The sequence below is a fragment of the Cellulosimicrobium sp. EB106-03-01-XG111 genome (assembly GCF_058792115.1).
Genome location: NZ_JBYTEQ010000001.1, coordinates 95,323 through 115,275 on the forward strand (window position 1 = coordinate 95,323; position 19,953 = coordinate 115,275).

The 19,953-nt window shown below is 75.5% G+C and carries 17 protein-coding genes; 7 read left to right on the top strand and 10 right to left on the bottom strand.

Annotated elements, in window-relative coordinates:
* Nucleotides 1–42: 42 nt before the first annotated feature.
* The gene (locus AC3WT4_RS00440; protein ID WP_492314388.1) at nt 43–1,113 is read right to left on the bottom strand and encodes an App1 family protein phosphatidate phosphatase; all 1,071 of its coding nucleotides are present in this window, start codon (nt 1,111–1,113) and stop codon (nt 43–45) included.
* Between the two features lie 141 nt (nt 1,114–1,254).
* On the opposite strand from AC3WT4_RS00440, the gene AC3WT4_RS00445 reads away from it, so the two are divergent.
* Nucleotides 1,255–1,713 (top strand): hypothetical protein, encoded by a 459-nt coding sequence (locus AC3WT4_RS00445; RefSeq protein ID WP_074803752.1) that lies wholly within the window; start codon nt 1,255–1,257, stop codon nt 1,711–1,713.
* A 95-nt stretch (nt 1,714–1,808) separates the two neighbouring features.
* Nucleotides 1,809–2,408, top strand: coding sequence for a pyridoxamine 5'-phosphate oxidase family protein (locus AC3WT4_RS00450; RefSeq protein ID WP_074803750.1), 600 nt, complete (start codon nt 1,809–1,811; stop codon nt 2,406–2,408).
* 24 nt (nt 2,409–2,432) lie between these two features.
* Here the strand turns inward: AC3WT4_RS00450 and AC3WT4_RS00455 are convergent, their stop codons facing one another.
* The 4 genes from AC3WT4_RS00455 to AC3WT4_RS00470 all read right to left on the bottom strand — a co-directional run bounded on the left by AC3WT4_RS00455 (nt 2,433) and on the right by AC3WT4_RS00470 (nt 8,332).
* Complete coding sequence (locus AC3WT4_RS00455) at nt 2,433–5,810, bottom strand: discoidin domain-containing protein (RefSeq protein ID WP_492314389.1); 3,378 nt, start codon at nt 5,808–5,810, stop codon at nt 2,433–2,435.
* 436 nt (nt 5,811–6,246) lie between these two features.
* Nucleotides 6,247–7,050 (bottom strand): ferredoxin reductase, encoded by an 804-nt coding sequence (locus AC3WT4_RS00460; protein ID WP_492314390.1) that lies wholly within the window; start codon nt 7,048–7,050, stop codon nt 6,247–6,249.
* On the bottom strand, nt 7,043–7,642 hold the full coding sequence (locus tag AC3WT4_RS00465; RefSeq protein ID WP_074803744.1) for a sulfite oxidase-like oxidoreductase: 600 nt from the start codon (nt 7,640–7,642) through the stop codon (nt 7,043–7,045). The genes AC3WT4_RS00460 and AC3WT4_RS00465 overlap by 8 nt, the downstream gene beginning before the upstream one ends.
* A 39-nt stretch (nt 7,643–7,681) precedes the next feature.
* Nucleotides 7,682–8,332 (bottom strand): TetR family transcriptional regulator, encoded by a 651-nt coding sequence (locus AC3WT4_RS00470; RefSeq protein ID WP_492314391.1) that lies wholly within the window; start codon nt 8,330–8,332, stop codon nt 7,682–7,684.
* 152 nt (nt 8,333–8,484) lie between these two features.
* Here AC3WT4_RS00470 and AC3WT4_RS00475 point away from each other — a divergent pair, with 152 nt between their 5' ends.
* Both AC3WT4_RS00475 and AC3WT4_RS00480 read left to right on the top strand, forming a co-directional pair.
* Nucleotides 8,485–9,789 (top strand): glycosyltransferase, encoded by a 1,305-nt coding sequence (locus AC3WT4_RS00475; RefSeq protein ID WP_492314392.1) that lies wholly within the window; start codon nt 8,485–8,487, stop codon nt 9,787–9,789.
* Nucleotides 9,790–9,809: 20 nt separating this feature from the next.
* Nucleotides 9,810–10,352 (top strand): DapH/DapD/GlmU-related protein, encoded by a 543-nt coding sequence (locus tag AC3WT4_RS00480; RefSeq protein ID WP_492314393.1) that lies wholly within the window; start codon nt 9,810–9,812, stop codon nt 10,350–10,352.
* Nucleotides 10,353–10,478: 126 nt separating this feature from the next.
* Here AC3WT4_RS00480 and AC3WT4_RS00485 read toward each other — a convergent pair whose 3' ends face one another.
* From AC3WT4_RS00485 to AC3WT4_RS00500, 4 genes are all read right to left on the bottom strand, one after another.
* On the bottom strand, nt 10,479–11,921 hold the full coding sequence (locus tag AC3WT4_RS00485; RefSeq protein ID WP_492314394.1) for an L-serine ammonia-lyase: 1,443 nt from the start codon (nt 11,919–11,921) through the stop codon (nt 10,479–10,481).
* 57 nt (nt 11,922–11,978) lie between these two features.
* Entirely contained in the window at nt 11,979–12,617 is a 639-nt protein-coding gene (locus tag AC3WT4_RS00490; RefSeq protein WP_492314395.1) for a DNA-3-methyladenine glycosylase I, read from the bottom strand.
* A gap of 86 nt (nt 12,618–12,703) precedes the next feature.
* Complete coding sequence (locus AC3WT4_RS00495) at nt 12,704–13,060, bottom strand: winged helix-turn-helix domain-containing protein (protein WP_255437376.1); 357 nt, start codon at nt 13,058–13,060, stop codon at nt 12,704–12,706.
* A complete protein-coding gene (locus AC3WT4_RS00500; RefSeq protein WP_492314396.1) occupies nt 13,057–13,509 on the bottom strand; it encodes a hypothetical protein in 453 nt (150 codons plus the stop codon). The genes AC3WT4_RS00495 and AC3WT4_RS00500 overlap by 4 nt, the downstream gene beginning before the upstream one ends.
* 159 nt (nt 13,510–13,668) lie before the next feature.
* Between AC3WT4_RS00500 and AC3WT4_RS00505 the strand changes: the two genes are divergently transcribed.
* From AC3WT4_RS00505 to AC3WT4_RS00515, 3 genes are all read left to right on the top strand, one after another.
* A complete protein-coding gene (locus tag AC3WT4_RS00505) occupies nt 13,669–15,009 on the top strand; it encodes an ATP-binding protein (protein ID WP_074803733.1) in 1,341 nt (446 codons plus the stop codon).
* Between the two features lie 19 nt (nt 15,010–15,028).
* Nucleotides 15,029–16,738 (top strand): tetratricopeptide repeat protein, encoded by a 1,710-nt coding sequence (locus AC3WT4_RS00510; RefSeq protein ID WP_492314397.1) that lies wholly within the window; start codon nt 15,029–15,031, stop codon nt 16,736–16,738.
* Nucleotides 16,739–16,807: 69 nt separating this feature from the next.
* Entirely contained in the window at nt 16,808–17,488 is a 681-nt protein-coding gene (locus AC3WT4_RS00515) for a catalase family protein (protein WP_400111919.1), read from the top strand.
* 136 nt (nt 17,489–17,624) lie between these two features.
* On the opposite strand, the gene AC3WT4_RS00520 is transcribed toward AC3WT4_RS00515, so the two are convergent.
* Nucleotides 17,625–19,886: a YhgE/Pip domain-containing protein gene (locus tag AC3WT4_RS00520; RefSeq protein WP_108047771.1), complete on the bottom strand. Its 2,262-nt coding sequence runs from the start codon at nt 19,884–19,886 to the stop codon at nt 17,625–17,627.
* Between the last annotated feature and the right edge of the window lie 67 nt (nt 19,887–19,953).

Here is a 19,953-nt window from a genome sequence, read left to right on the forward strand (position 1 = left end):
GCCTCTACCTCGTGGTGCGGGGCCCCGAGCGGGGCCGGACGGTCAGCGGCGCAGGACCCGGGCGAGCGAGCGGGTGAGCGCGTCGCCGTCGGGGCCGTGCGCCGTCGGGACGCCCCCGATGTCGCCCGGCAGGCTGCCGGGCGCGGGCAGCGGCGAGCCGTGCGCGAGGACCTGCTGCGCGGGCGTCAGCTCGCGGATCGCGACGGCCGCGACGTGGCCCGGGTGGCGCCGTGCGGCGCGCGCGTAGATGTCGGGGTCGTGCTGGCCGTCGTCGCCGATCAGCAGCCAGTCGACGTCGGGCAGCTCACGGAACAGCCGGTCCAGCGACGTGTCCTTGTGCTCCGGGCCGCTGCGGAACCAGCCCGTGTTGGTGGGCCCCCAGTCGGTGAGCAGCAGCGGGCCGGGCGGGAAGCCGTGGCGCTGGAGGAAGCGTCGCAGGTTGGCGGCGGTGTTCCACGCACCCGTCGACACGTAGACGAACGGGGTACCGGGCCGCGACGTCGCGATCCCGCGGTACAGCGCCGCCATGCCCGGCACCGGCACGCGGGCGCTCGAGTGCCGCACGAACGTGTTCCACGCCGCGATGAACGGGCGCGGGACGGCGGTCACCATCGCGGTGTCGTCGATGTCCGAGACGACGCCGAGCCGGCGCCCGTCGGCCACGACGAAGACCCGGCCGGTCGCCGTCGCGCCCGCCGAGGTGCGGAACGAGACGTCGTGCCAGCCCGGCGCGAGGTCGACGTCGATCACCCGGTCGAGGTAGCCGCCGCGGTCGGACACGAGGTCGACCGTCGTGCTGCCCACGTGCACGCGGACCTCCTCGCGCGGCGCCGGGGCGGTGAAGAAGTACCGCCAGCCGCGGCGGTCCGCGGACTCGCGCTCGTGCAGCGCCGGGTCGAACGCGGGGCTCGCGAGCAGCACCCGGCCCAGCACGCGCACCCGGCGCGGGCTCCCGTAGCCGGCGAACGGCTCCACGCGCGGGCGCCACCCGCGGGCCTTCTGGAAGCGGGAGACGACGGCGCGCCACCGGTCCTCGAGCCGCGCGGCCCGGTGGGGGCGCTGGCTCGGGGTGGGCTCGCTCGGGACGGTCGGTACGGGTGCGGTCTGCGGCATGGCTCGGGGCGCTGTCCTCGGTCGGGGGTGGCAGGTCAACCCTGTCACAGCCTGCTCCCGAGCGCGGGGTGTCGCGCGGGGGCAGTGGCTGGTCGCCGACGAGCGCGTGCGGGCCCGACGGGCCGTGCCTAGCGTGGCCGCGTGAGCGACGAGACCCCCCGGAACCCTGCCGACCTGCCCGGCCGTCCCGTGCCCGACGGCGTGAGCGACGCGACCGTCGACGCGCTCGGGGCCCTGAGCGAGGCGCTCGAGACGACGGAACGCGCGCGCGGGCACCTGTACACGTTCCACCAGCTCACCGGGGAGGCGGACCTCGCGCTCGGCGAGGCGGTCGAGAAGCTGCGCGCCGCGGGGCACGCGGAGGTCGCGGACCGGATCGAGGCGGACCTCGTGGGGCGCAACGTCGTGCCCGGCCGCTGGACGTTCCAGCTCGTCGAGGAGTACGACGACGGCTACTGGTCGGCGTTCCGCGAGCACGAGCGCGCCGCGCGCGACGAGCTCGCGGGCGGCGCGAGGCACCTGTTCGAGGCCCGGATGAAGCAGGACCGGCGCACGGTGGGCCGCCCCGGCCACGAGGCCGGCCCCGACGACGTGCGGTGAGGTCCCGCCGGTCGGCGCAGGTCCGCTGCCCGCGCCACCGATGAGTCCGGGCGCGCTCGTCGGTCCCAGGGGCAGGACCGACGAGAGGAACCTCCATGACCACAGCCGACCAGCCTGCCGCCCGACCCGCAGCCCCCGACGGACCGGAGGGGACGCTCGTCCCCGGGTTCAGCTCTCCCGGCGCGCGCCCCGTCCCGTGGGAGACGGTGCGTGACGCGCTCGAACGGGCCGAGATCTCGTGGATCTCGACCGTGCGGCCCGACGGGCGCCCGCACGTCACGCCGCTCATGACGGTGGTCGCCGACGGCTCCCTCCACGTGACCACCGGGCCGGACGAGCGCAAGGCCCGCAACCTGGCCGAGAACGCGCGCGTCGTCCTCACGACCGGGACGAACGCCTACGAGGACGCGCTCGACGTCGTCGTCGAGGGCACCGCCGCGCGCGTCACCGACGACGCCGCGCTGCACCGCCTCGCCGAGCGGTGGCGCTGCAAGTACGGCGACGACTGGACGTTCGACGTCGGGGACGGCGTGTTTCTCCACGACGGCGACCCGGCGCTCGTCTTCGCCGTGCGGCCCGAGGTCGTGTTCGCGTACGAGCGCACGTCCGAGCACGCGGCGATGCGGTGGCGGTTCGGCCAGGACGGTCAGGAGCCGGGCCCGGGGTCGCCGCGCGCGCCGCAGCCCGCCCCGTGAGGCGGGCTGCGGCGTCGGGCAGGGTCAGTTGCGCGTGATGGTGAAGGTGGACGTCGTGTTCTCGATGTCCCGGTAGTTGCCCGAGAACGTGAGGTTGGTGAACGTCGCGGTGCCGACGGCCGGCCCCTGGCCCGCCTCCGGCATCGGGTTGGCCCAGATGCCGAAGCCGGACTTCGCGTCGTAGGCGTCGCCGCTCTTCTTCGCCCCGGTGATCGTGACGTTGGTGAACGTCGGGTTCTGGAAGGTGTTCTGCGGCTGCCCGCCGACGTAGTTCGTCTGGAACATGATCCCGGAGTACGTCGGGTCGACGACGTCGAGGTTGTTCACCTGGATGTTCCCGAACGCCTTGGACGCCGAGAACATCCAGACGGCCCCGAACACCTGGTTCCCCCAGAAGTGCCCGCCGGAGCGGACGACGGTGATCCCGTCGAGCACGGTGGGCGCCGGGCCGAAGCCCTCCATCGGGTACCCGAAGTCGAGCGAGCTGATCGTGACGCCCGAGTAGACCAGGGTGTCCGCGATGTAGATGTTGCGGAACGTGTTGTCCTGGCCCCCGTAGACCGCGAGGCCGGCGGCACGCCACGTGTTGGTCGAGGTGAGGTTCTCGAACACGTTGCCGCGCTGCCCGCTGCCACCGTTGTCGGTGGCAGCGAAGAGCGCGAACGAGTCGTCGCCCGTGCCGCGCGCCTGGTTGTTGTGCACGTGGTTGTTCGCGCTGCCGTTGGTCATGTTGATCGCGTCGGCGAACGTGTTCCGGATGCGGGAGTTCTTGACCTCCGAGTCGTCCATGTTCGAGGCCCAGAACATGCAGATCATGTGCTCGACCCAGATGTTGTCGATCGTCATGTTCTTCACGTTGGCGAAGTCGAACACCTTGCCCGGCCCGTCGATGCGCGACGTGTAGTTGCCGAAGTAGGCGAAGTCGCGGAACGTCGATCCGTTGGCGCTCGCCTCGGCACGGAAGCCGACGTCCGTGTTCTCCTGGCCCTGCGGCGCGAAGAACCGCGTGAACCACGGCCCGGCGCCGACGACGTCGACCCCCTTGCCGTACACCTGGAACTTGCTCGCCGTCTGGTAGTCGCCGGCGGGCAGGTAGACGCCCTTGAGCGTGCCCGTCGTGTCCATGCGGACCTTGTCGAGCGCGGCCTGGACGTCCTGGTGCGTGAAGCCCGCGGGCTGCGTGTACTGCGCGGGGTTCGGGTTGGCCCGCGACGTCGCGAGCTCGAGGTCGACGAAGTCGATCGCGTACTGCGACGTGTTCTGCGCGGTCTTCTGCAGGCGGATCTTCGAGCCCGCGGGGACCGTGGTGCCGAGCAGCGTGCTCGCCTCGTCGTAGACGTGGCGCGGTGCGCCCTGGCTCGGCTGGTTGCCCGGGTTGGTCTCGTTGCCGTAGAGCCACGCGTAGCGCGACGTCAGGTCGATGTTCTTGAGGAACTGGCCGTCCACGTAGATCGCCAGCGTCGCGTTCGTGCCGCCGCCGCCCGCCGAGTCCGGGATGGAGAAGCGGGTGAGGAGCGTGTTCGTCGGAGCCTTGGTGGTCCACTCGACGTAGGCGCCGGTCTGGTTGAGCGTCACCGCGCGACGGCCGGACGCCTCGCCCGCGAGGTCGCCGACGACGCGGTTGGGAGCGAGCACGCTCGCGCCGCCACCCGTGACGCCGTCCTCGGCCTCGTACGTGTCGAACGGGAGGTCGGCGCCGCGTCCCACGAACAGGGCGCGGGTCGCGGTGTTGTTGGCCTGCTTCGCGGCGACCTCGGTGGAGTCCGGCGCGGCGACGACCTTGACGTCGTAGCTGCCGTTCGCGGCGGTCCACGTGCCGAGGTTGACGCTGGCGCTGCTCGCGCCCGCGGCGATCGCGCCGCTCACGGAGCCGGTGAGGGTGCGCACGACGGCGCCCGTCGCCTTGTTCGTCACGGTCACGGTGAGGCCGTGCGCGCCCGCGGAGGTCGCGACGTTGCCCTGGTTGGCGATCGTCGCGGAGAAGGTCACGGTGCTGCCCGCGGACGGGTTGGTCGGCGCCCAGGTGAGCGTCGGGACGAGGTCCGAGCTCGGGACGGCCGTGACGACGAGCGGGGTGGGGTTCGCGTAGGCGTTGTTGCCCTCGTTCTGCTCCGGGACCGTGCCGCCCGCGTCGGCGACCGCGCCGATCGTGTAACTGCCTGCGGGGCGCGCGCCGACGTCGGCGGTGACGGTCGCCTGGGCACCGGCGGAGAGGCCGCCGACCGGCTTCGTCGCGACCGTCTGGCCGTCGAGCGTGAACGCGACGTCCGTCGCGGCGGACGCCTGCGTGCCGATGTTCTTGACGACCGCCGACAGCGTGATCGCCTGCGACTCGAGCGGTGACGCGGGGGTCGCGGTGACGCTCGTGACGACGAGGTCGGGGTTGGGCGCGGGGGTGCCGAACACCTGCAGCTCGGCGACCTGGCCGTTGCCGGAGCCGGTGTTTCCGGTGAACCGCAGGCGCACGTCCTTGGCCGTGCCGGTGACAGGGACCGTCACCGTGTTCCCCGACGACGGGGAGAACGCGTAGCCCGCCGACGGCTTGAGCGTCTGCCACGCACCGGTCGCGGTCGCGCGACCCTGGACCTCGAAGGTCTGGGTGCGCGGTCCCCAGGCGGACGCCGGCGGGAGCTTGACGACGACGTTCGTGAGCTGCGTCGCGGAGTCGAGGGACACGCTGAGCGTGCTCGGGTACTGGCCGCCCGCGCCCTCCCAGTAGGTCGTCGTGCTGTCGTCGTTCGCGTTCTTCGCCACGAACTGCCACTCCGTCGACGACGCCTCGATCGGCTTGTCCAGGGCGAGGTTGGTGCCGGCGGGCGGTTGAGGGTTCCCGGGTCCCGGGTCCGTGCCACCGGCCGTGCCGCGCACCTCGAGCTCCGAGAGCTGCCCGGCCGGCCAGCCGGTGTTCGCGGTGATCTGCACGCGCACGTAGCGGGCGGACGTGTCCGGGACGTCGATCGTCACGGTGTTCCCGGATCCCGGGGCGAACGTGTACGCCTGGCTCGCCCTGAGGGTCGAGAAGCTCGAGCCGTCCGTGCTCGACTGCACGCTGAGGGTCTGGCTGCGCGCCTCCCAGCCGGTGGGCAGCTTGAGCACGAGGTCCTCGACCGTGGCGGTCGCGCCGAGGTCGACCTGCGCCCACTGCGGGAACGTGTTGTTGGTCGACTCCCAGTACGTGCCCTGGTTGCCGTCGGTGAGGTTGCCGGACAGGTACGGCGACGTGTTGCTGCTCGCGGCCGTCGCCTTCCCGGTGGACAGCACCGTGGGCGCCGCCGTCGCGGTGGTCGTCAGGCCGAGCGGGACGAGCAGGGCGGTCACCGCCGCCGTCGCGGCGACGAGCCGGAGGCGGCGCTGCGGCGCAGCGGAAGGTGTGCGGTTCGACGTGCTGGGTCGATGTCTCATCGGTGTCCTCGATCTCCCGTCGTCGTCGACGGGCGTCAGGCCGCGCCGAGCGCGACCCCGCACCGGACCAGGCGCCCGGGTCGGAGGACGGGCCACGGCGCACGTCCGGCCGTGGCCGGGTGGCTCGGGTCAGTACCTTCGAGAATTGCGGACCCGCTGTGCCGCACCGCACAACGGAGTGTTGATTTCTTGCGTCAACACGCAAGAACGCTACTGGCGTCCCACGGAGGCGTCAAGAGATGCCGCAAGCGCCCGATGCGCCCGGTTCGTCGTGCCGTGGTCGGGCCAGGCAGGACGTCGGCTCGCCGAAGCAGAAGCATGGTTCACCTCGGGTGATCGCCCGGACGGGGCATCACCGTCCACCCCGATCGGTGGAACCGCGATTCGCGTGCTCGACGCGGCAGAGGCCGGGTCAACCGCTCGCGGCGCTCGCCCCTCAGTCGACCGCGGGCCCGAAGCGCTCGGTCTTGATGCGCGCCGGGTCGTGGCCGAGCGCCACGAGCTGTCGCGCGACGGCCTCGACGAAGCCCGTCGGCCCGCACACGAAGCACGCTGGCTCGATCTCGGGCGGCCAGCCCCACGCGGCGAGCTCGCGCCGCTCGACGCGGCCGGGCCCGCGCATCGAGCCGAGCGGGGTCGAGCGGGTGTGGACGACGTGGACGTCGAGACCGTCGTGGGCGGCGGCGAGGCGGTCGAGGTCGTCGACGTAGAGCTCGTCCTCCGGCCGCCGCACCGAGTACACGAGCCGGAAGGGCGTGCGGTCGCCGGCCTCGCGCCGGGTGCGGAGCATCGCCATGAGCGGCACGAGGCCCGACCCGCCGGCCGCGAGCAGCACGGGCGTCCCCGCGTCGCGCTCGGGCGACCAGACGAACCACCCGCCGACCGGGCCGCGCAGCTCGATCGCGTCGCCCACCGCGAACACGTCGGTGAGGTACGTCGAGACCTCGCCCCCGGGGACCCGCTGGACGGTGACCTCGACGCGCGCGGGGGAGCCGTCGTCGGGCAGGGGCGCGCGCGTCGCGGCGCTGCCGATCGAGTAGCTGCGCTCGGCGGTGTAGCCGTCGGGCGCGGTGAGCCGCAGGTCGACGTGCTGGCCGGCGAGGTGGCCGGGCCACGCGGGGACCTCGAGGACGAGCGTCCGCGCGGACGGGCTCTCCGCCCACGCGTCGACGAGCGTCGCGACCTGCCAGCGCGACGGCGTCGCGTACCGGGCGCCGAGGCGGACGGGCGCCTCAGTCACCCTGGTACCTCTGCTCGCGCCACGGGTCGCCGAGGTCGTGGTAGCCGAGCCGCTCCCAGAAGCCCTGCCGGTCCATGGGCATGAGGGTGATGCTGTTGACCCACTTCGCTGACTTCCAGAAGTACAGGTGCGGCACGAGGAGCCGCGCGGGGCCGCCGTGCACGGGGTGGAGCGGGGCGCCGTCGAACGTGTGCACGACCCACGCCTTGCCGCCGAGCAGCTCGGCGACCGGGAGGTTCGTCGTGTAGCCGCCGTAGCAGCCGATCATCGCGAAGTCAGCCGTGGACTCGACCTCGCCGAGGAGGGTGTCGAGCGAGACGCCGCGCCAGGACGTGCCGAACTTCGACCAGCGGGTGACGCAGTGGATGTCGACGGTCGGCTCGTCCTGGGGGAGCGCCATGAGCTCGGCCCACGACCAGGAGCGGGTCGCGCCGGTCTCGGTGGTGACGTCGAAGCGCCAGGTCGCGGTGTCGACGCGCGGAGTGGGCCCTGCCGAGAGCACGGGGAACCCGGTCTCGACGTACTGGCCCGGCGGGAGCGCCACGCCCTGCGGGCGTGGCCGGCCCTGGAAGCCGGGGGTGAGGGTGCTCATGGCACACGGTAGGCGCGGCCCGGCGGGGCGCGCCAGGGGTCAGGCGTCCGGGCCGCCCGGGGGCGGTGCGGCGACGAGGCGCACGACGGCGTCGCACAGCCACGCGCGGTACCGCTCGCGCGACCAGCCCGCACCGGCCACGAAGTGCGTCCAGCCCTCCGGGGCGAGGAGGTAGGACAGGGACTCGGCGGCCTCGTCCCGCTGCGCGTGCAGCCGGAACCCGTGGTCCGCGAGCACGTCGACGCTCGCGCGCAGGTCCGCGCGGCGGCGGTCGAGGAGCGCCGCGAGCTCGGCGGCGACGGCCTCGTCGGAGCGTGCCGCCGACGTGAACGCCGACCACAGGGCCGCGACGCGCTCGTTCGCCGCCGCCACGAGCGCGACGAGCCCGTCGAGGAAGTCCTCGGGGTCGGTGGTCCCGGCGACGGCCTGGCCCTCGGGCCGGGCGGCGAGCGACTCCTGGCCCTCCGACCCCGCGAACGTCACCTCGAAGGCCGCGAGGAGCAGGGCGCGCTTGGGCCCGTGCGCCTTGACGGTCTCGAGGGACACGCCTGCGCGCTCGGCGACGCGGGCGAGGGTCGTGCGCTCGTAGCCGCGCTCGGCGAGCTCCGCGGCCGCCGCGCGCACGACGCGCTCGCGGGTGCGCGCCGCCTGCTCGGTGCGGAGGTCGGACGTGTAGGCGCGGGGGACCACTATTGACTACCCCTCCAGGGTGATGAATACTCCTGACGGTTACCGATCTTCTCACACGCCGCCTCCCCCTCGGCGTCCTCGCGCGGACGGCCCGGTCCCGCGCCCTTCCCGTCCGACCGGCGCGTCCCGCGCCGCCCGAGAGAGGCACACCGATGGCCACCGTCCTGCTCTGCTCCACCCCCGTGCACGCCCACGTCACCCCGCTGCTCGCGGTCACGCGTGCGCTCGTCGCGCACGGCCACGAGGTCCGTTTCCTCACCGGCGCGCGCTTCGCCGCGGCCGTGGAGGCGGCCGGCGCCGAGCACGTGCCGCTGCCCGCCGCCGCCGACTTCGACGACCGCGACCTCGCGGCCGCCTTCCCGGGCCGCGCGGGGCGCACCGGTCTCGACGCGATCCGGCACGACATGCTCGAGATCTTCGTCCGGCCGGGTGCCGCGCAGCACCGCGCCGTCGTCGACGCCCTCGCCGCACTCCCGGCCGACGTCGTGCTCGTCGAGCCCCTGTTCCTCGGCGCGATGGCGCTCGTCGCCACCCCGGCCGACCGGCGTCCCCCCGTGCTCGCGCTGGGCATCTTCCCGCTCGGGCTGAAGAGCGACCTCACCGCACCGTTCGGCCTCGGCGTGCTGCCCGCGCGCGGGCCGCTCGGGGTGCTGCGCAACCGGGCGCTGCACCGATTCGTCGAAGGGGTCGCGTTCGCCGCGCCGCAGCGCGCCGCGCAGGACATGGTGCGCGCGACCGGTGCGACCCCGACCGACACCTTCTTCCTGGGCTGGCCCGCCGACGCCGACGCCGTCGTGCAGCTCACCGTCCCCGAGCTCGAGTACCCGCGGCCCGACGTCGTCACGCCCGTCCGGTTCGTCGGCCCGCCGCGCCCCGTCGCCGCGCACGGCGACCTCCCCGCGTGGTGGGACGATCTCGGCACGCGCCGTCCCGTCGTCCACGTCACGCAGGGCACCGTCGCGAACGAGGACCCGCACCAGCTCCTCCTCCCGACCCTGCGCGCGCTCGCGGACGAGGACGTGCTCGTCGTCGCCGCCACGGGCGGGCGGCCCGTCGAGACGCTCGGCGCGCTGCCCCCGAACGCGCGCGCGGCCGAGTACCTCCCGTACGACGCGCTGCTCCCGCGCACGTCGGTCCTCGTGACGAACGGCGGCTACGGCGGCGTGCACCACGCGCTGCGGCACGGCGTGCCCGTGGTCGTCGCCGGGAAGACGGAGGACAAGGCGGAGGTCGCGGCCCGCGTCGCGTGGACCGGGACGGGCGTGCGGCTGCGGACCAGCACGCCGCGGCCCGCCCAGGTGCGACGTGCGGTGCGCCGCCTGCTCGACGACCCGTCGTACACCCGGGCCGCCGCGCGCCTCGGCGAGCGCATCGCCGCCGCCCCGGGGGAGGACGGCGTCGTCGCGGTCATGGAGGAGGTCGTCGCCCGGCGCGCCGCGCGGCGCGTCGCGCGCTGACGGGGGAGGAGGATCGGGGGATGCCCAGCGACCTGCTCATGCGCATCCACGGTCCCGAGTTCCGCGCCATGTCCGAGCGTGTGCTGGAGGCGACCGCGCTCACCTCGCGGCTCAACGTGCTCCCGTTCGACGACGAGGAGGGCAAGGCCCGGCTGTTCGAGCAGATCCTCGGGCGGCCGCTGCCGTCGCAGGTGACGATCTACCCGCCGTTCTTCACCGACCACGGCCTGCACCTCGACCTCGGCGAGCGGGTCTTCGTCAACCAGAACTGCACGTTCCTCGACTACGCCGGCATCCGGCTCGCCGACCGTGTGCTGGTCGCGCCGCGGGTCACGTTCATCACCGTCGGGCACCCCGTCGACACCGACGACCGCAAGGTCTGGCTCACCGGCGGCCCGATCGACGTCCACGAGAACGTGTGGATCGGCGCGGGCGCGACCATCCTGCCCGGCGTGACCATCGGTCGCGACGCCGTCGTGGCCGCGGGCGCCGTCGTCACCGACGACGTCCCGCCACGCAGCCTCGTGACCGGGCCGCGGGCGGACGTCCGCCGCACCTGGTGAGGGGCCGCCGGCTCAGCACGGGTTCTCTCGGTCGTGCTGGAGCCTGCGCTTGCTCCGCTGCGCTCCGGCTCAGCACTCGTGTCCTCGGTCGTGCTGGAGCCTGCGCTTGCTCCGCTGCGCTCCGGCTCAGCACTCGACGACGTTGACCGCGAGGCCACCCGTCGAGGTCTCCTTGTACTTGGTCGACATGTCGACGCCCGTCTGGCGCATGGTCTCGATGACGGTGTCCAGCGAGACGACGTGCGAGCCGTCGCCCTGGAGCGCGAGGCGCGCGGCGGACACGGCGGTGCACGCGGCGATGGCGTTGCGCTCGATGCACGGGACCTGGACGAGCCCTCCGACCGGGTCGCACGTGAGGCCGAGGTTGTGCTCCATCGCGATCTCGGCCGCGTTCTCGACCTGGGCGGGCGTGCCGCCGAGCACCGCGCAGATGGCACCGGCGGCCATGGAGCAGGCCGACCCGACCTCGCCCTGGCACCCGGCCTCCGCGCCGGAGATGGACGCGTTGCGCTTGTACAGCGCGCCGATGGCGGCGGCGGTGAGCAGGTACGTGCGCATCGCCCGACGGCGGCGTGCCGGGTCGGCGGCGACGTCCGGGTGCGTGCGCAGGAAGTGCCGCCCGACGGCCGGGATGATCCCGGCCGCGCCGTTCGTCGGGGCGGTCACGACGCGCCGCCCGTCGGCGTTCTCCTCGTTGACGGCCATCGCGAAGGCCTGGAGCCACTCGATCGTCGTGTCGGCGCCACGCTCGTCGGCCAGCTCGAGGCGCTCGCGCTGCGCGCGGGCCCGACGCCGGACCTTGAGCCGGCCGGGCAGGACGCCGTCGCGCTCCAGCCCGGCGTCGACGCACGCGCTCATCGTGTCCCAGATCCGGTCGACGCCCGCCTCGACGTCGGCCACCGGGCGCAGGGCGGTCTCGTTGGCCCACGCGACCGCGGCGATCGACGTCCGCTCGCGCTCGCACACGGCGAGGAGCTCGGCCGCGTTGGCGAACGGGAACGGCACACCGGTCGGCTCGGTCCGCGGGTCGATCGTCTCGCCCGCGAGCTCGGCGCCGACCTGGGCCGCCTCGTTCGCGGCGGCTGCCTCGAGCTCGGCCGCGGTGAGGACGAACCCCCCGCCGACGGAGTAGTAGGCCTCCTCGGCGACCGTCGCGCCGTCGGCGTCGAGCGCGGTGAAGCGCATCCCGTTGGGGTGACCGGGCATCCGCGTCAGCGGCGCGAGGCGCACGTCGTCGCGGGTCATCGTGATGCGGTGGCGGCCCAGCAGCGTGACGGGCGCGCCGTCGCCGAGCTTCTCCCACGACCCGGGCACGCGCGCCGGGTCGCACGTCTCGGGGTCGAGGCCGAGCAGGCCCGCGACGACGGCGTCCGGCGTCCCGTGGCCCACGCCTGTCGCGCCGAGCGAGCCGCACAGCACGACCCGCAGCCCGGCGACGGCGTCGAGCGCGTCGCCCGCGGCCAGGGTCGTGACGAACGCCTTCGCCGCGCGCATCGGCCCGACGGTGTGCGAGCTCGACGGGCCGACGCCGACGGAGAACAGGTCGAGGACCGAGACGTAGGCGCTCATGCCCACCATGGTCGCACCTCGTCCACGATGCGGGCGGATTTTGCTATAGCGGATCGGTCACGACGGTGCGGAGGCGGACCGGCCCAGCACGACGGGGCACGTCGCGAGGTGGTCGTCCACGAGGCCGCACGCCTGCATGGCCGCGTACGCCGTCGTGGGCCCGACGAACCGGAAGCCGTGCTTCTTGAGCGCCTTCGACAGGGCGACCGACTCGGGGCTCGTGCTGGGGACGTCGCCCCACGTGGCGGGCTGCCGGGAGCGCGCGGGCGGCGCGAACGACCACACGAGCTCGTCCAGCGAGCCGCCGCCTGCCTGCAGCGCGAGGAGCGCCCGCGCGTTGTCGATCGTCGCCGTGATCTTCTGGCGGTTGCGGATGATGCGGGCGTCGGTGAGGAGCCGCTCGACGTCGGGCTCGTCGAGCGCCGCGACCGCCTCCGGGTCGAACCCGGCGAACACCTCGCGGAACGCCGGGCGCTTGCGCAGCACCGTGATCCAGGACAGGCCGGACTGGAAGCCCTCGAGGACCAGGCGCTCGAACAGCGCGGTGTCCCCGTGCACCGGCACCCCCCACTCGGTGTCGTGGTACTCCTCGTAGAGCGGGTCGCCGTCGCCGAAGCAGCGTGCGCCGGGGCGCGGCGCGGGCGGCGCGTCGTCGGGCACGGCGAGGGGGGTGGACGCGTCGGTTTCGGTCGTCATGCGCCCCACTCTGCCGCCTCCCGCCGACACCGACGAGGTCCCTGTGGACGGCGCGCGTCCGGACACGAGCGGCGAGGCGCCTGTGGTCAGGCGTCGGCCGGGGGCAGCGCGACCTCCGCGATCGCGCGCAGCGCGTCGAGGTGCGCGCGCAGGGCGGCGGCGCCGGCGGGCGTGAGGCGCACCCAGGTGCGCGTGCGTCGTCCGGCGCGCTCCTTGCTGATGTCGACGTACCCGGCGTCCTCGAGCACCGTGAGCTGCTTCGACAGCGTCGAGTCGGACAGCTCGATCGTGTCGCGCAAGGTCCGGAAGTCGGCCTTCTCGACGCCCGAGAGCGCGGCGACGACGGACAGGCGGACGGGGGAGTGGATGACCTCGTCGAGCGTGTGGCGCGGGTGGTGGTCGACGGCCGCCCCGTCGCCTGCCGGGGGCCGGTTCGTCGTCACGCCGTCACCGCCGCGTCCCGCGGGGCGGGCCGCCAGGCCGCGACGAGCAGCGGGACGGCGCTCACGAGCGCCGCGGGCACCCAGTACGCGACGGAGCCGGGCCACACCACCATCCCGGCGACGAGCACCGCCCCGTAGACCACCGCCCAGGACACCGCACCGACGGCGATCCGGCGTCGCGTGCCGACGGCCAGGGCGCCCTGCCGGACGGCCCACGTGGCGCCGACGGTGACGATCGCGACCCAGGCGGCCATCCCGGCGACGAAGCCGACGCGGCCGCCGAGCCCGATCGCGAGCACCAGCCCGACGCTCGCGACGGCCCACCCCGTGAGGTAGAGCCGGACCCACCGCCACCCGCGCGCCCGGGTGGCGCCGGCGAGGCGGTCGGCACGGTCGAGAGCGGCTGCCGCGTCGAGGGGCGCCGGGTAGGTCGTGTCGTCGGTGCTCATGGATGCCATCAAAGCATCTACTTTCCATCATGGCAAGTGGTTTCCATGGGGACCTCTCCCTATCGTGCGCGTCGGCGGTCCCGTGCACACTGGTCCCGGCCGTGCCCCGCCCCGGGCCGCACGACGCCGTCGTCCCGACCGCCGTCCCTGAGGAGCCCCATGTCCGACGCCCTGGCCGCGCTCGCCGCCGCCGTCGCGGCCGCGCCCGCGAGCGCGCCGCTGCGCGTGCACTACGCGAGCCTCCTGCTCGCCGCGGGGCGCCCCGTCGAGGCGCTCGAGCAGGCCAGCGCCGGGCTCCGGATCGACCCCGCGGACGGCGAGGCGCTGCGGCTCGTCCAGGAGTCCGCCGCGTCCGCCGCCGCGGCGTCGCGCCCGGCGGACCCCGCTCCCGCCGGGCCGGGGAGCCCGGCGTCGGGCATCGACTGGGACCGGCTGGAGGACGAGCTCGACGTGCGCGTCCCGCCGCCCTTCGTCGAGGAGCCTGCGGTCGGCACCCCGGGCCCCGCTCCCGCGGGCCCGAGCCCAGCACCCGGGCAGGGCCACGGCGACCCGGCGCCCGGGGGCGGGCAGCCCTTCCTCGTGCCCGCGCGCGACGACGCCCCCGACGACGGGTCGGGCCTGCTCGAGGTGTCGCGCGAGACGGTGACGCTGGCGGACGTCGGCGGCCTGGAGCCGGTGAAGAAGCGCATCCGCGAGGCGTTCCTGGAGCCGATGCGCAACCAGGCCATCGCGCAGGCGTTCGGCAAGTCGCTGCGCGGCGGCCTGCTGCTCTACGGGCCGCCCGGCACCGGCAAGACGTACATGGCGCGCGCGGTCGCGGGCGAGCTCGGTGCGCGGTTCCTCACGGTGACGCTCGCGGACATCCTCGACAAGTACATCGGGGAGAGCGAGCAGAACCTCCACGCCCTGTTCCAGCGTGCGCGGCAGCTCGCGCCGGCCGTGCTGTTCCTCGACGAGGTCGACGCGATCGGCGGCAAGCGCGCGCAGTACTCCGGGTCGTCGGGCATGCGGACGGTCGTCAACCAGCTCCTCCAGGAGATGGACGGCATCGGCTCCGACAACGACGGCCTGTTCGTGCTCGGCGCGACCAACCACCCGTGGGACGTCGACACCGCGCTCCTGCGCCCGGGCCGGTTCGACCGCGTCGTGCTCGTCCTGCCGCCCGACGAGCCCGCGCGCGAGGCCATCCTGCGCCACCACCTCGCGGGGCGACCCGTCGCCGGGATCGACCTGCGCTCCGTCGTGCAGCGCACCGACGGATTCTCCGGCGCGGACCTGGAGCACCTGGCGGCCACGGCGGCCGAGAAGGCGATGATGGACTCGATCGCGTCCGGCCAGGTGCGGCCCGTCACGATGGCCGACATGGAGTCGGCGCTCGCGGACGTGCGGCCGTCCACGACGGCGTGGCTCCAGTCCGCGCGCAACGTCGTGACGTTCGCGAACGCCGACGGCCGCTACGACGAGCTCGCCGCGTACCTGCGCGCGCGGCGCATGCTCTGAGACGGCGAGGCTGCCGACGGTGACCACGACCATCGACCCGCGCGCCGTCGGCGCGCGCGTCGAGCTGCTCGTCCAGATGGGGCGGCCCGAGCGCGCCCTCGACGAGGTCGACGAGGCGTTGGCCGCCGTGCCCGACGACGCGCGGCTGCTCCTCGCCGCCGCGTGGGTGCGGCTGCACCTCCAGCGCTCCGCTGACGCGCTGCCCCTCCTGGAGCAGGTGGTCGCGGCCCAGCCCACCGCCGACGGCGCGCTCTACCTGCTGTCGGTCGCGCGGCAGAACACCGGCGACGTCCCCGGTGCGCGCGACGCCGCGCGGCGCGCGCTCGAGCTCGACCCCGACGACGCGCGCTACCACCTCCAGCTCGCCGACGCCCACCTCTCGGGGCGCGTGCGCGGCGCCGACCGGCGGCTCGCACGCGAGCGCATCGCCGCGGCGCTCGAGCTCGCCCCCGAGGTGCCGGACCGCCTCGCGCAGGCGGCCCGGCTCTGGTCGCGCCTCGGGGACGACGACCGGGCGCGCGCCCTGGTGCGGCAGGGCCTCGCCGTCGCGCCCGAGCACGAGGACCTCCTCTACCTCGACGCGGCGCTCGCGCTCGACGCGAGCCGCAGCGCCCAGGGGTACAGCGGCGTCCTCGCGATGAACCCCGAGCACGCCGAGGCCGGGTACCTGCTGCACCTCAGCGTGTGGCAGCAGGTGCTGCGGCTCGTCGAGATGCCGGTCCTCCTCGTCGGGGCCGTCGCGCTCGTCGTCGCCTTCGCGATGAGCGACGCCCACGTGGGCAGCGTGCCGGTCTGGGGGATCGTCGTGCTGCTGTGGACGGGAGTGACCGCGCTGCGCGTCGTGCCCGTCCTCCTCCAGGTCCCGCGCGGGCTGCTGCGCCGCACCCTGCGCCGGACGCCGTTCCGCAGCGGCACCGTCGTGGCGATCGCCGTCGGGTGGGCGGGCGTCCTCGCGGGGCTCGCCCTGCTCTACCTCGTGCGCGACGCCGCCGCCGTCCGGTGGTTCCTCGTCGGGCTCGGGGCGGCGCTCGCCCTGGTGACCGTCACCTCGGCCGTCCTGCACGGGGCGATGTTCACCCAGGCGCGCGAGCTCGGCTACCTGCCGCCCGGCGCGACCGGAGCGGCGCGCGTCGCGGCGCTGCGCGCGAACCTCCGCCGCGCCGTCGTGCGCCGGGTGGTCGTCCTCGGGGTCGTCGCGGTCGTGGTCGCGGGCGTCGGGTCGGGCGCGCTCGCGCGCGAGGACGCCCGCCCCGTCGCGGCGCTCGCCGCGGTCGCGTACGTGCTGCCGCTCGTCGTCGGGATGTGGGCCGCGTGGCGCGTCGCGGCCCGCCAGCGCGCGGCGTCCGACGAGCGCCCGCCCGTGAGCACGGCCGCCGCGGTCCGCGCGGGGCTGGGTGGCGCCGTCCTCCTCCTCGCCACGGTCCTGCTGCTGCTCGCCGAGGCGGCAGCGCTCGCCGCGCTGCCCGTCGGCCCCGACGAGCACGACGCCGACGGCCGCTACGTCCAGGAGGAGCGCGCCCCGCGCGACCCGGACTCGGCCGTGCAGGAGTGCTCCGGCCGGCCCGCCACGCGGCTCGCCTGCATCCAGGAGAACAACCGCGTCCGCCAGGAGGAGCTCCAGGAACGGCTGGGCGACCTCGACGTCCCCACGATCGACGTCCCCACGTTCGACGTGCCGGACCTCCCGGATCTCCAGGCGCCGGGCTCCACGGGGCAGCAGACGCCCTGATCCCGGCGCCCCGGGCGGTGCCGGGCCCGCGGCCGTGCGGGTGACCGCGGGCGGTGCGACCGTGGCCGCGTGGCAGGACTCGTGGAGACGCTCTCTCGACCCGTCGGCGCGGCGCTCGCGGCCGTGACCGGCACGGTCGCGCGCGTGCGCGGGGGCCGCCCGATGCACGCGCGCGGGGTCGTGCTCCGCGGCACGCTCGTCGTCGCGGAGGACGAGGCGGGCGCGGCCAGCGTCCCGCAGGGCCGCACGCCCGTCACGGTGCGCGTGTCCCTCGGGGTCGGCCTCCCGCGCGGGCTCCCGGACGTCGTCGGGATCGCCGTGCGCTGGACCGACGACGGCGTGCCCCAGGACGTCCTGTTCGCCTCCGCGGGGAGCGGGCGGCTCACGCGCTTCCTCCTCGTGCCGCGCCGTGCGCTCCTGGGCGGGTGGCTGTCGACGCTCATGCCGCTGCGGTCGCCGCACGGTCCCTCCGTGCTCGCCCTGCGGCCGGACCACGACGCGACGCGGGTCGTCGGCACGCCGGTGCTCGAGGTGCTCGAGGCGACCCCGCTCGGCGTCTGGCACCGGTTCGGCGCGATCGAGCTGCACGGCCCCGAGACGGGTTCCCCGCACGACGGCGACGACCCCGAGGTCCGTTTCGACCCCACCGGTCACGCGCCGCACCACCTCGGCACGTACGGCTGGGAGGACGCGCTGCGCGCTCGCGGCTACGCGGCAGCGCGCCGCGGCGGCGGGCCCGGAACCCGGTAACGAGAGAGAAGGGCGGCGGCCCCGGAGTCCTGTCCACCGGGACCGCCGCCCGCGAGGGCGGCACCGTCGACGTGAGGCCGCCCCCGAGTCGGGGGCCGGGCGGCGAGAGCGCCGCCCGGCCGTGCGCGCCGGTCCGTCAGACCGCCGCGAGCCGACGGCGCAGCCCGAGCCCGACGCCCGCGACGCCCGCGAGCACGGACCCGCCGACCAGCGCCGACATGCCGAGCGACACCCGTCCGACGGGGCTGTTCTCGACGCTGTCCTTGAGCTCCGTCGTGCCGTCGGAGAGGGTGCCCGTGCCGTCCGCGAGCGCGGCCGCGCCGTCGGCGATGCGGGTGCTGCCGTCGTGCAGGTCGGACGCGCCGTCGGCGAGGGTCGTCGTGCCGGCGTGCAGCGTCGCGGAGCCCTCGGCCAGCGCCGCGTTGCCCGCGGCGAGGGTCGTCGCGCCCGTCGAGAGGGTCGTGAGCCCGTTCTGCAGGCGCAGCGTCCCGTCCTCCAGCCGCGTGGTCCCGGCGAACAGGTCGCCCGCGCCCGTGCGCAGCCGCACCGTGCCGGCGGAGAGGTCGCCCGCGCCCGTCGCGGCCTTCGCCGTCCCGGCCTTGAGGTCGGCGGCGCCGGACGCGAGCTCCGACGCGCCTGCGGCGAGCTCGGAGGTCTTGGTGGCGAGCTGGGCGTTGCCGCCCGCGACCCGGGAGGCGCCGTCGGCCAGGCGAGCCGTGCCCTCGGCGAGCGCTGCCGAGGCGGCGGCCGCGTCGGTGTTCCCGGCGGCGAGACGGGCGGCGCCGTCTGCCGACGCCGCGTTCCCGGCGGCCAGGGTCGTCGCGCCGCCCGACACCTTCGCGGCGCCGACGGCGAGGGCGCGGGTCGCCCCGGCGAGCGAGGCGTTGCCGGCCGAGACCGTGCTCGCACCGGCGGCGAGAGCGTCGGCCCCTCCGGAGAGCTGTGCCGTCCCGGCGGCGAGGCTCTGTGCCCCGCCGGAGACCGCGGCGGCGCCGGAGGCGAGCCCGGCCGCACCCTCCGCGAGCCGCGTCGCGCCCGCGTCCGCCTCCTGGGCGCCGGTGGACACCCGTGCGGCTCCGGTGCTGAGGTCCCGAAGACCCGCCTCGAGCCGGGCCGCGCCCGCCGCGGCGCCCGAGTCGCCCGCGAGCCCGTCGCGCAGGGCGGACGCGCCGGTGACGAGCCCTCCGGCCCCGGCGTCGACCCTCGCCGCGCCGTCGCGCACCGAGCCCGCGGCACCCGCGAGGGCGTCGAGCCTCGCCTTGAGAGCCGGGTCGTCGGTCGCCGCGGCCAGCCCCTGGAGCTGTGCCGCGAGGGAGTCCGCTCCCGCGTGGACCTGGTCGGCGCCCTCGGCCACCGAACGCGTCCCGTCGGCCAGGCGGACGGCGCCGTCGCGGGCCGTGGAGAGACCTGCGGCGAGTCCGGACGCGCCGTCCCGGAGCTGGGCGGACGCCGCCGCGACCTGCTGCGCGCCCGGCGCCAGGAGCGCCGTGCCGTTCCGCAGCGAGCCCGCTCCCGCGGACAGCTGCTCGGCGCCCGCCGCGACCGTCGCCGCGCCCGGTGCGAGCGAGCCGGCGCCCCGGGCGGTGGCGGCGACGCCGTCGCGCAGGGTCGAGGCGCCCGCCGAGACGCTGCTCGCCCCGCTCGCCAGGTCGCGCGCGCCGGACGCGGCGCCGGAGAGGCCCGTCGTGACCGTCGACGCGCCGTCCGCGACGGTGCTCGCCCCGACGGCGAGCCGCGCCGTGCCGTCGGCGAGGTCGGACGCGCCGGTGGCGAGCGCCGAGGTGCCGTCGGCGAGCAGCCCGGCACCCTGCGCGGCCGTCGTGTTCCCGGCGGAGAGCTCGGCAGCGCCGTCCTTCAGGGTGCCCGCACCCGTCGCGATCTGGGACGCGCCGTCGGCCGCCCGGGCGTTGCCCGCGGCGAGGCGTGCCGCCCCGGAGTCGAGGTCCTTGCTGCCCGCCGCGAGACGGGCCGCGCCGCTCGCCGCGTCGCCCGTCCCGGCGGCGAGGCGTGCCGCGCCGGCGTTCAGCTCGTCGGCACCGGCGGCGAGCTCGGTCGCGCCGCCGAGCGCGGTGGTGCCGCCCGTGGCGAGCTGGGTGGCGCCGTCGGACGCCTTCCGCGCACCGGCGGAGAGGTCGTTCGCACCCGCCTCGAGGTCGCCCGCGCCGTCGGCGAGACGCTGCGCGCCGGCCTGGGCCTCGGTCGTGCCGTCGGCGAGGGTCGCGGCGCCGGCGTCGAGCGCGGCGGCGCCGTCGTCGAGGCGGGTCGCGCCGTCGGCGACCTTGCCGTTGTACACGAGGAGGAACGCGACCAGGCCGGCGACCGCGAGGGCGAGCACGGCGAGCGCGACGGAGGTGAGGACCGTGTGCGTGCGCGACGGTCGGAGAGCGTGCTGCGTCATCTGTCGTCCTTCCTCACGCCCGGCGTCGTCGCGGGGCGTTCGGCACGAGGGGAGAGGTGCGGGAGAG

Coding starts and splice junctions, on each gene's coding strand:
- AC3WT4_RS00465 (WP_074803744.1), bottom strand. CDS start 7,642: ATGAGCACCCTCACCCCCGGCTTCCAGGGCCGGCCACGCCCGCAGGGC.
- AC3WT4_RS00475 (WP_492314392.1), top strand. CDS start 8,485: ATGGCCACCGTCCTGCTCTGCTCCACCCCCGTGCACGCCCACGTCACC.
- AC3WT4_RS00480 (WP_492314393.1), top strand. CDS start 9,810: ATGCCCAGCGACCTGCTCATGCGCATCCACGGTCCCGAGTTCCGCGCC.
- AC3WT4_RS00520 (WP_108047771.1), bottom strand. CDS start 19,886: ATGACGCAGCACGCTCTCCGACCGTCGCGCACGCACACGGTCCTCACC.
- AC3WT4_RS00500 (WP_492314396.1), bottom strand. CDS start 13,509: ATGAGCACCGACGACACGACCTACCCGGCGCCCCTCGACGCGGCAGCC.
- AC3WT4_RS00485 (WP_492314394.1), bottom strand. CDS start 11,921: ATGAGCGCCTACGTCTCGGTCCTCGACCTGTTCTCCGTCGGCGTCGGC.
- AC3WT4_RS00455 (WP_492314389.1), bottom strand. CDS start 5,810: ATGAGACATCGACCCAGCACGTCGAACCGCACACCTTCCGCTGCGCCG.
- AC3WT4_RS00440 (WP_492314388.1), bottom strand. CDS start 1,113: ATGCCGCAGACCGCACCCGTACCGACCGTCCCGAGCGAGCCCACCCCG.
- AC3WT4_RS00505 (WP_074803733.1), top strand. CDS start 13,669: ATGTCCGACGCCCTGGCCGCGCTCGCCGCCGCCGTCGCGGCCGCGCCC.
- AC3WT4_RS00490 (WP_492314395.1), bottom strand. CDS start 12,617: ATGACGACCGAAACCGACGCGTCCACCCCCCTCGCCGTGCCCGACGAC.
- AC3WT4_RS00450 (WP_074803750.1), top strand. CDS start 1,809: ATGACCACAGCCGACCAGCCTGCCGCCCGACCCGCAGCCCCCGACGGA.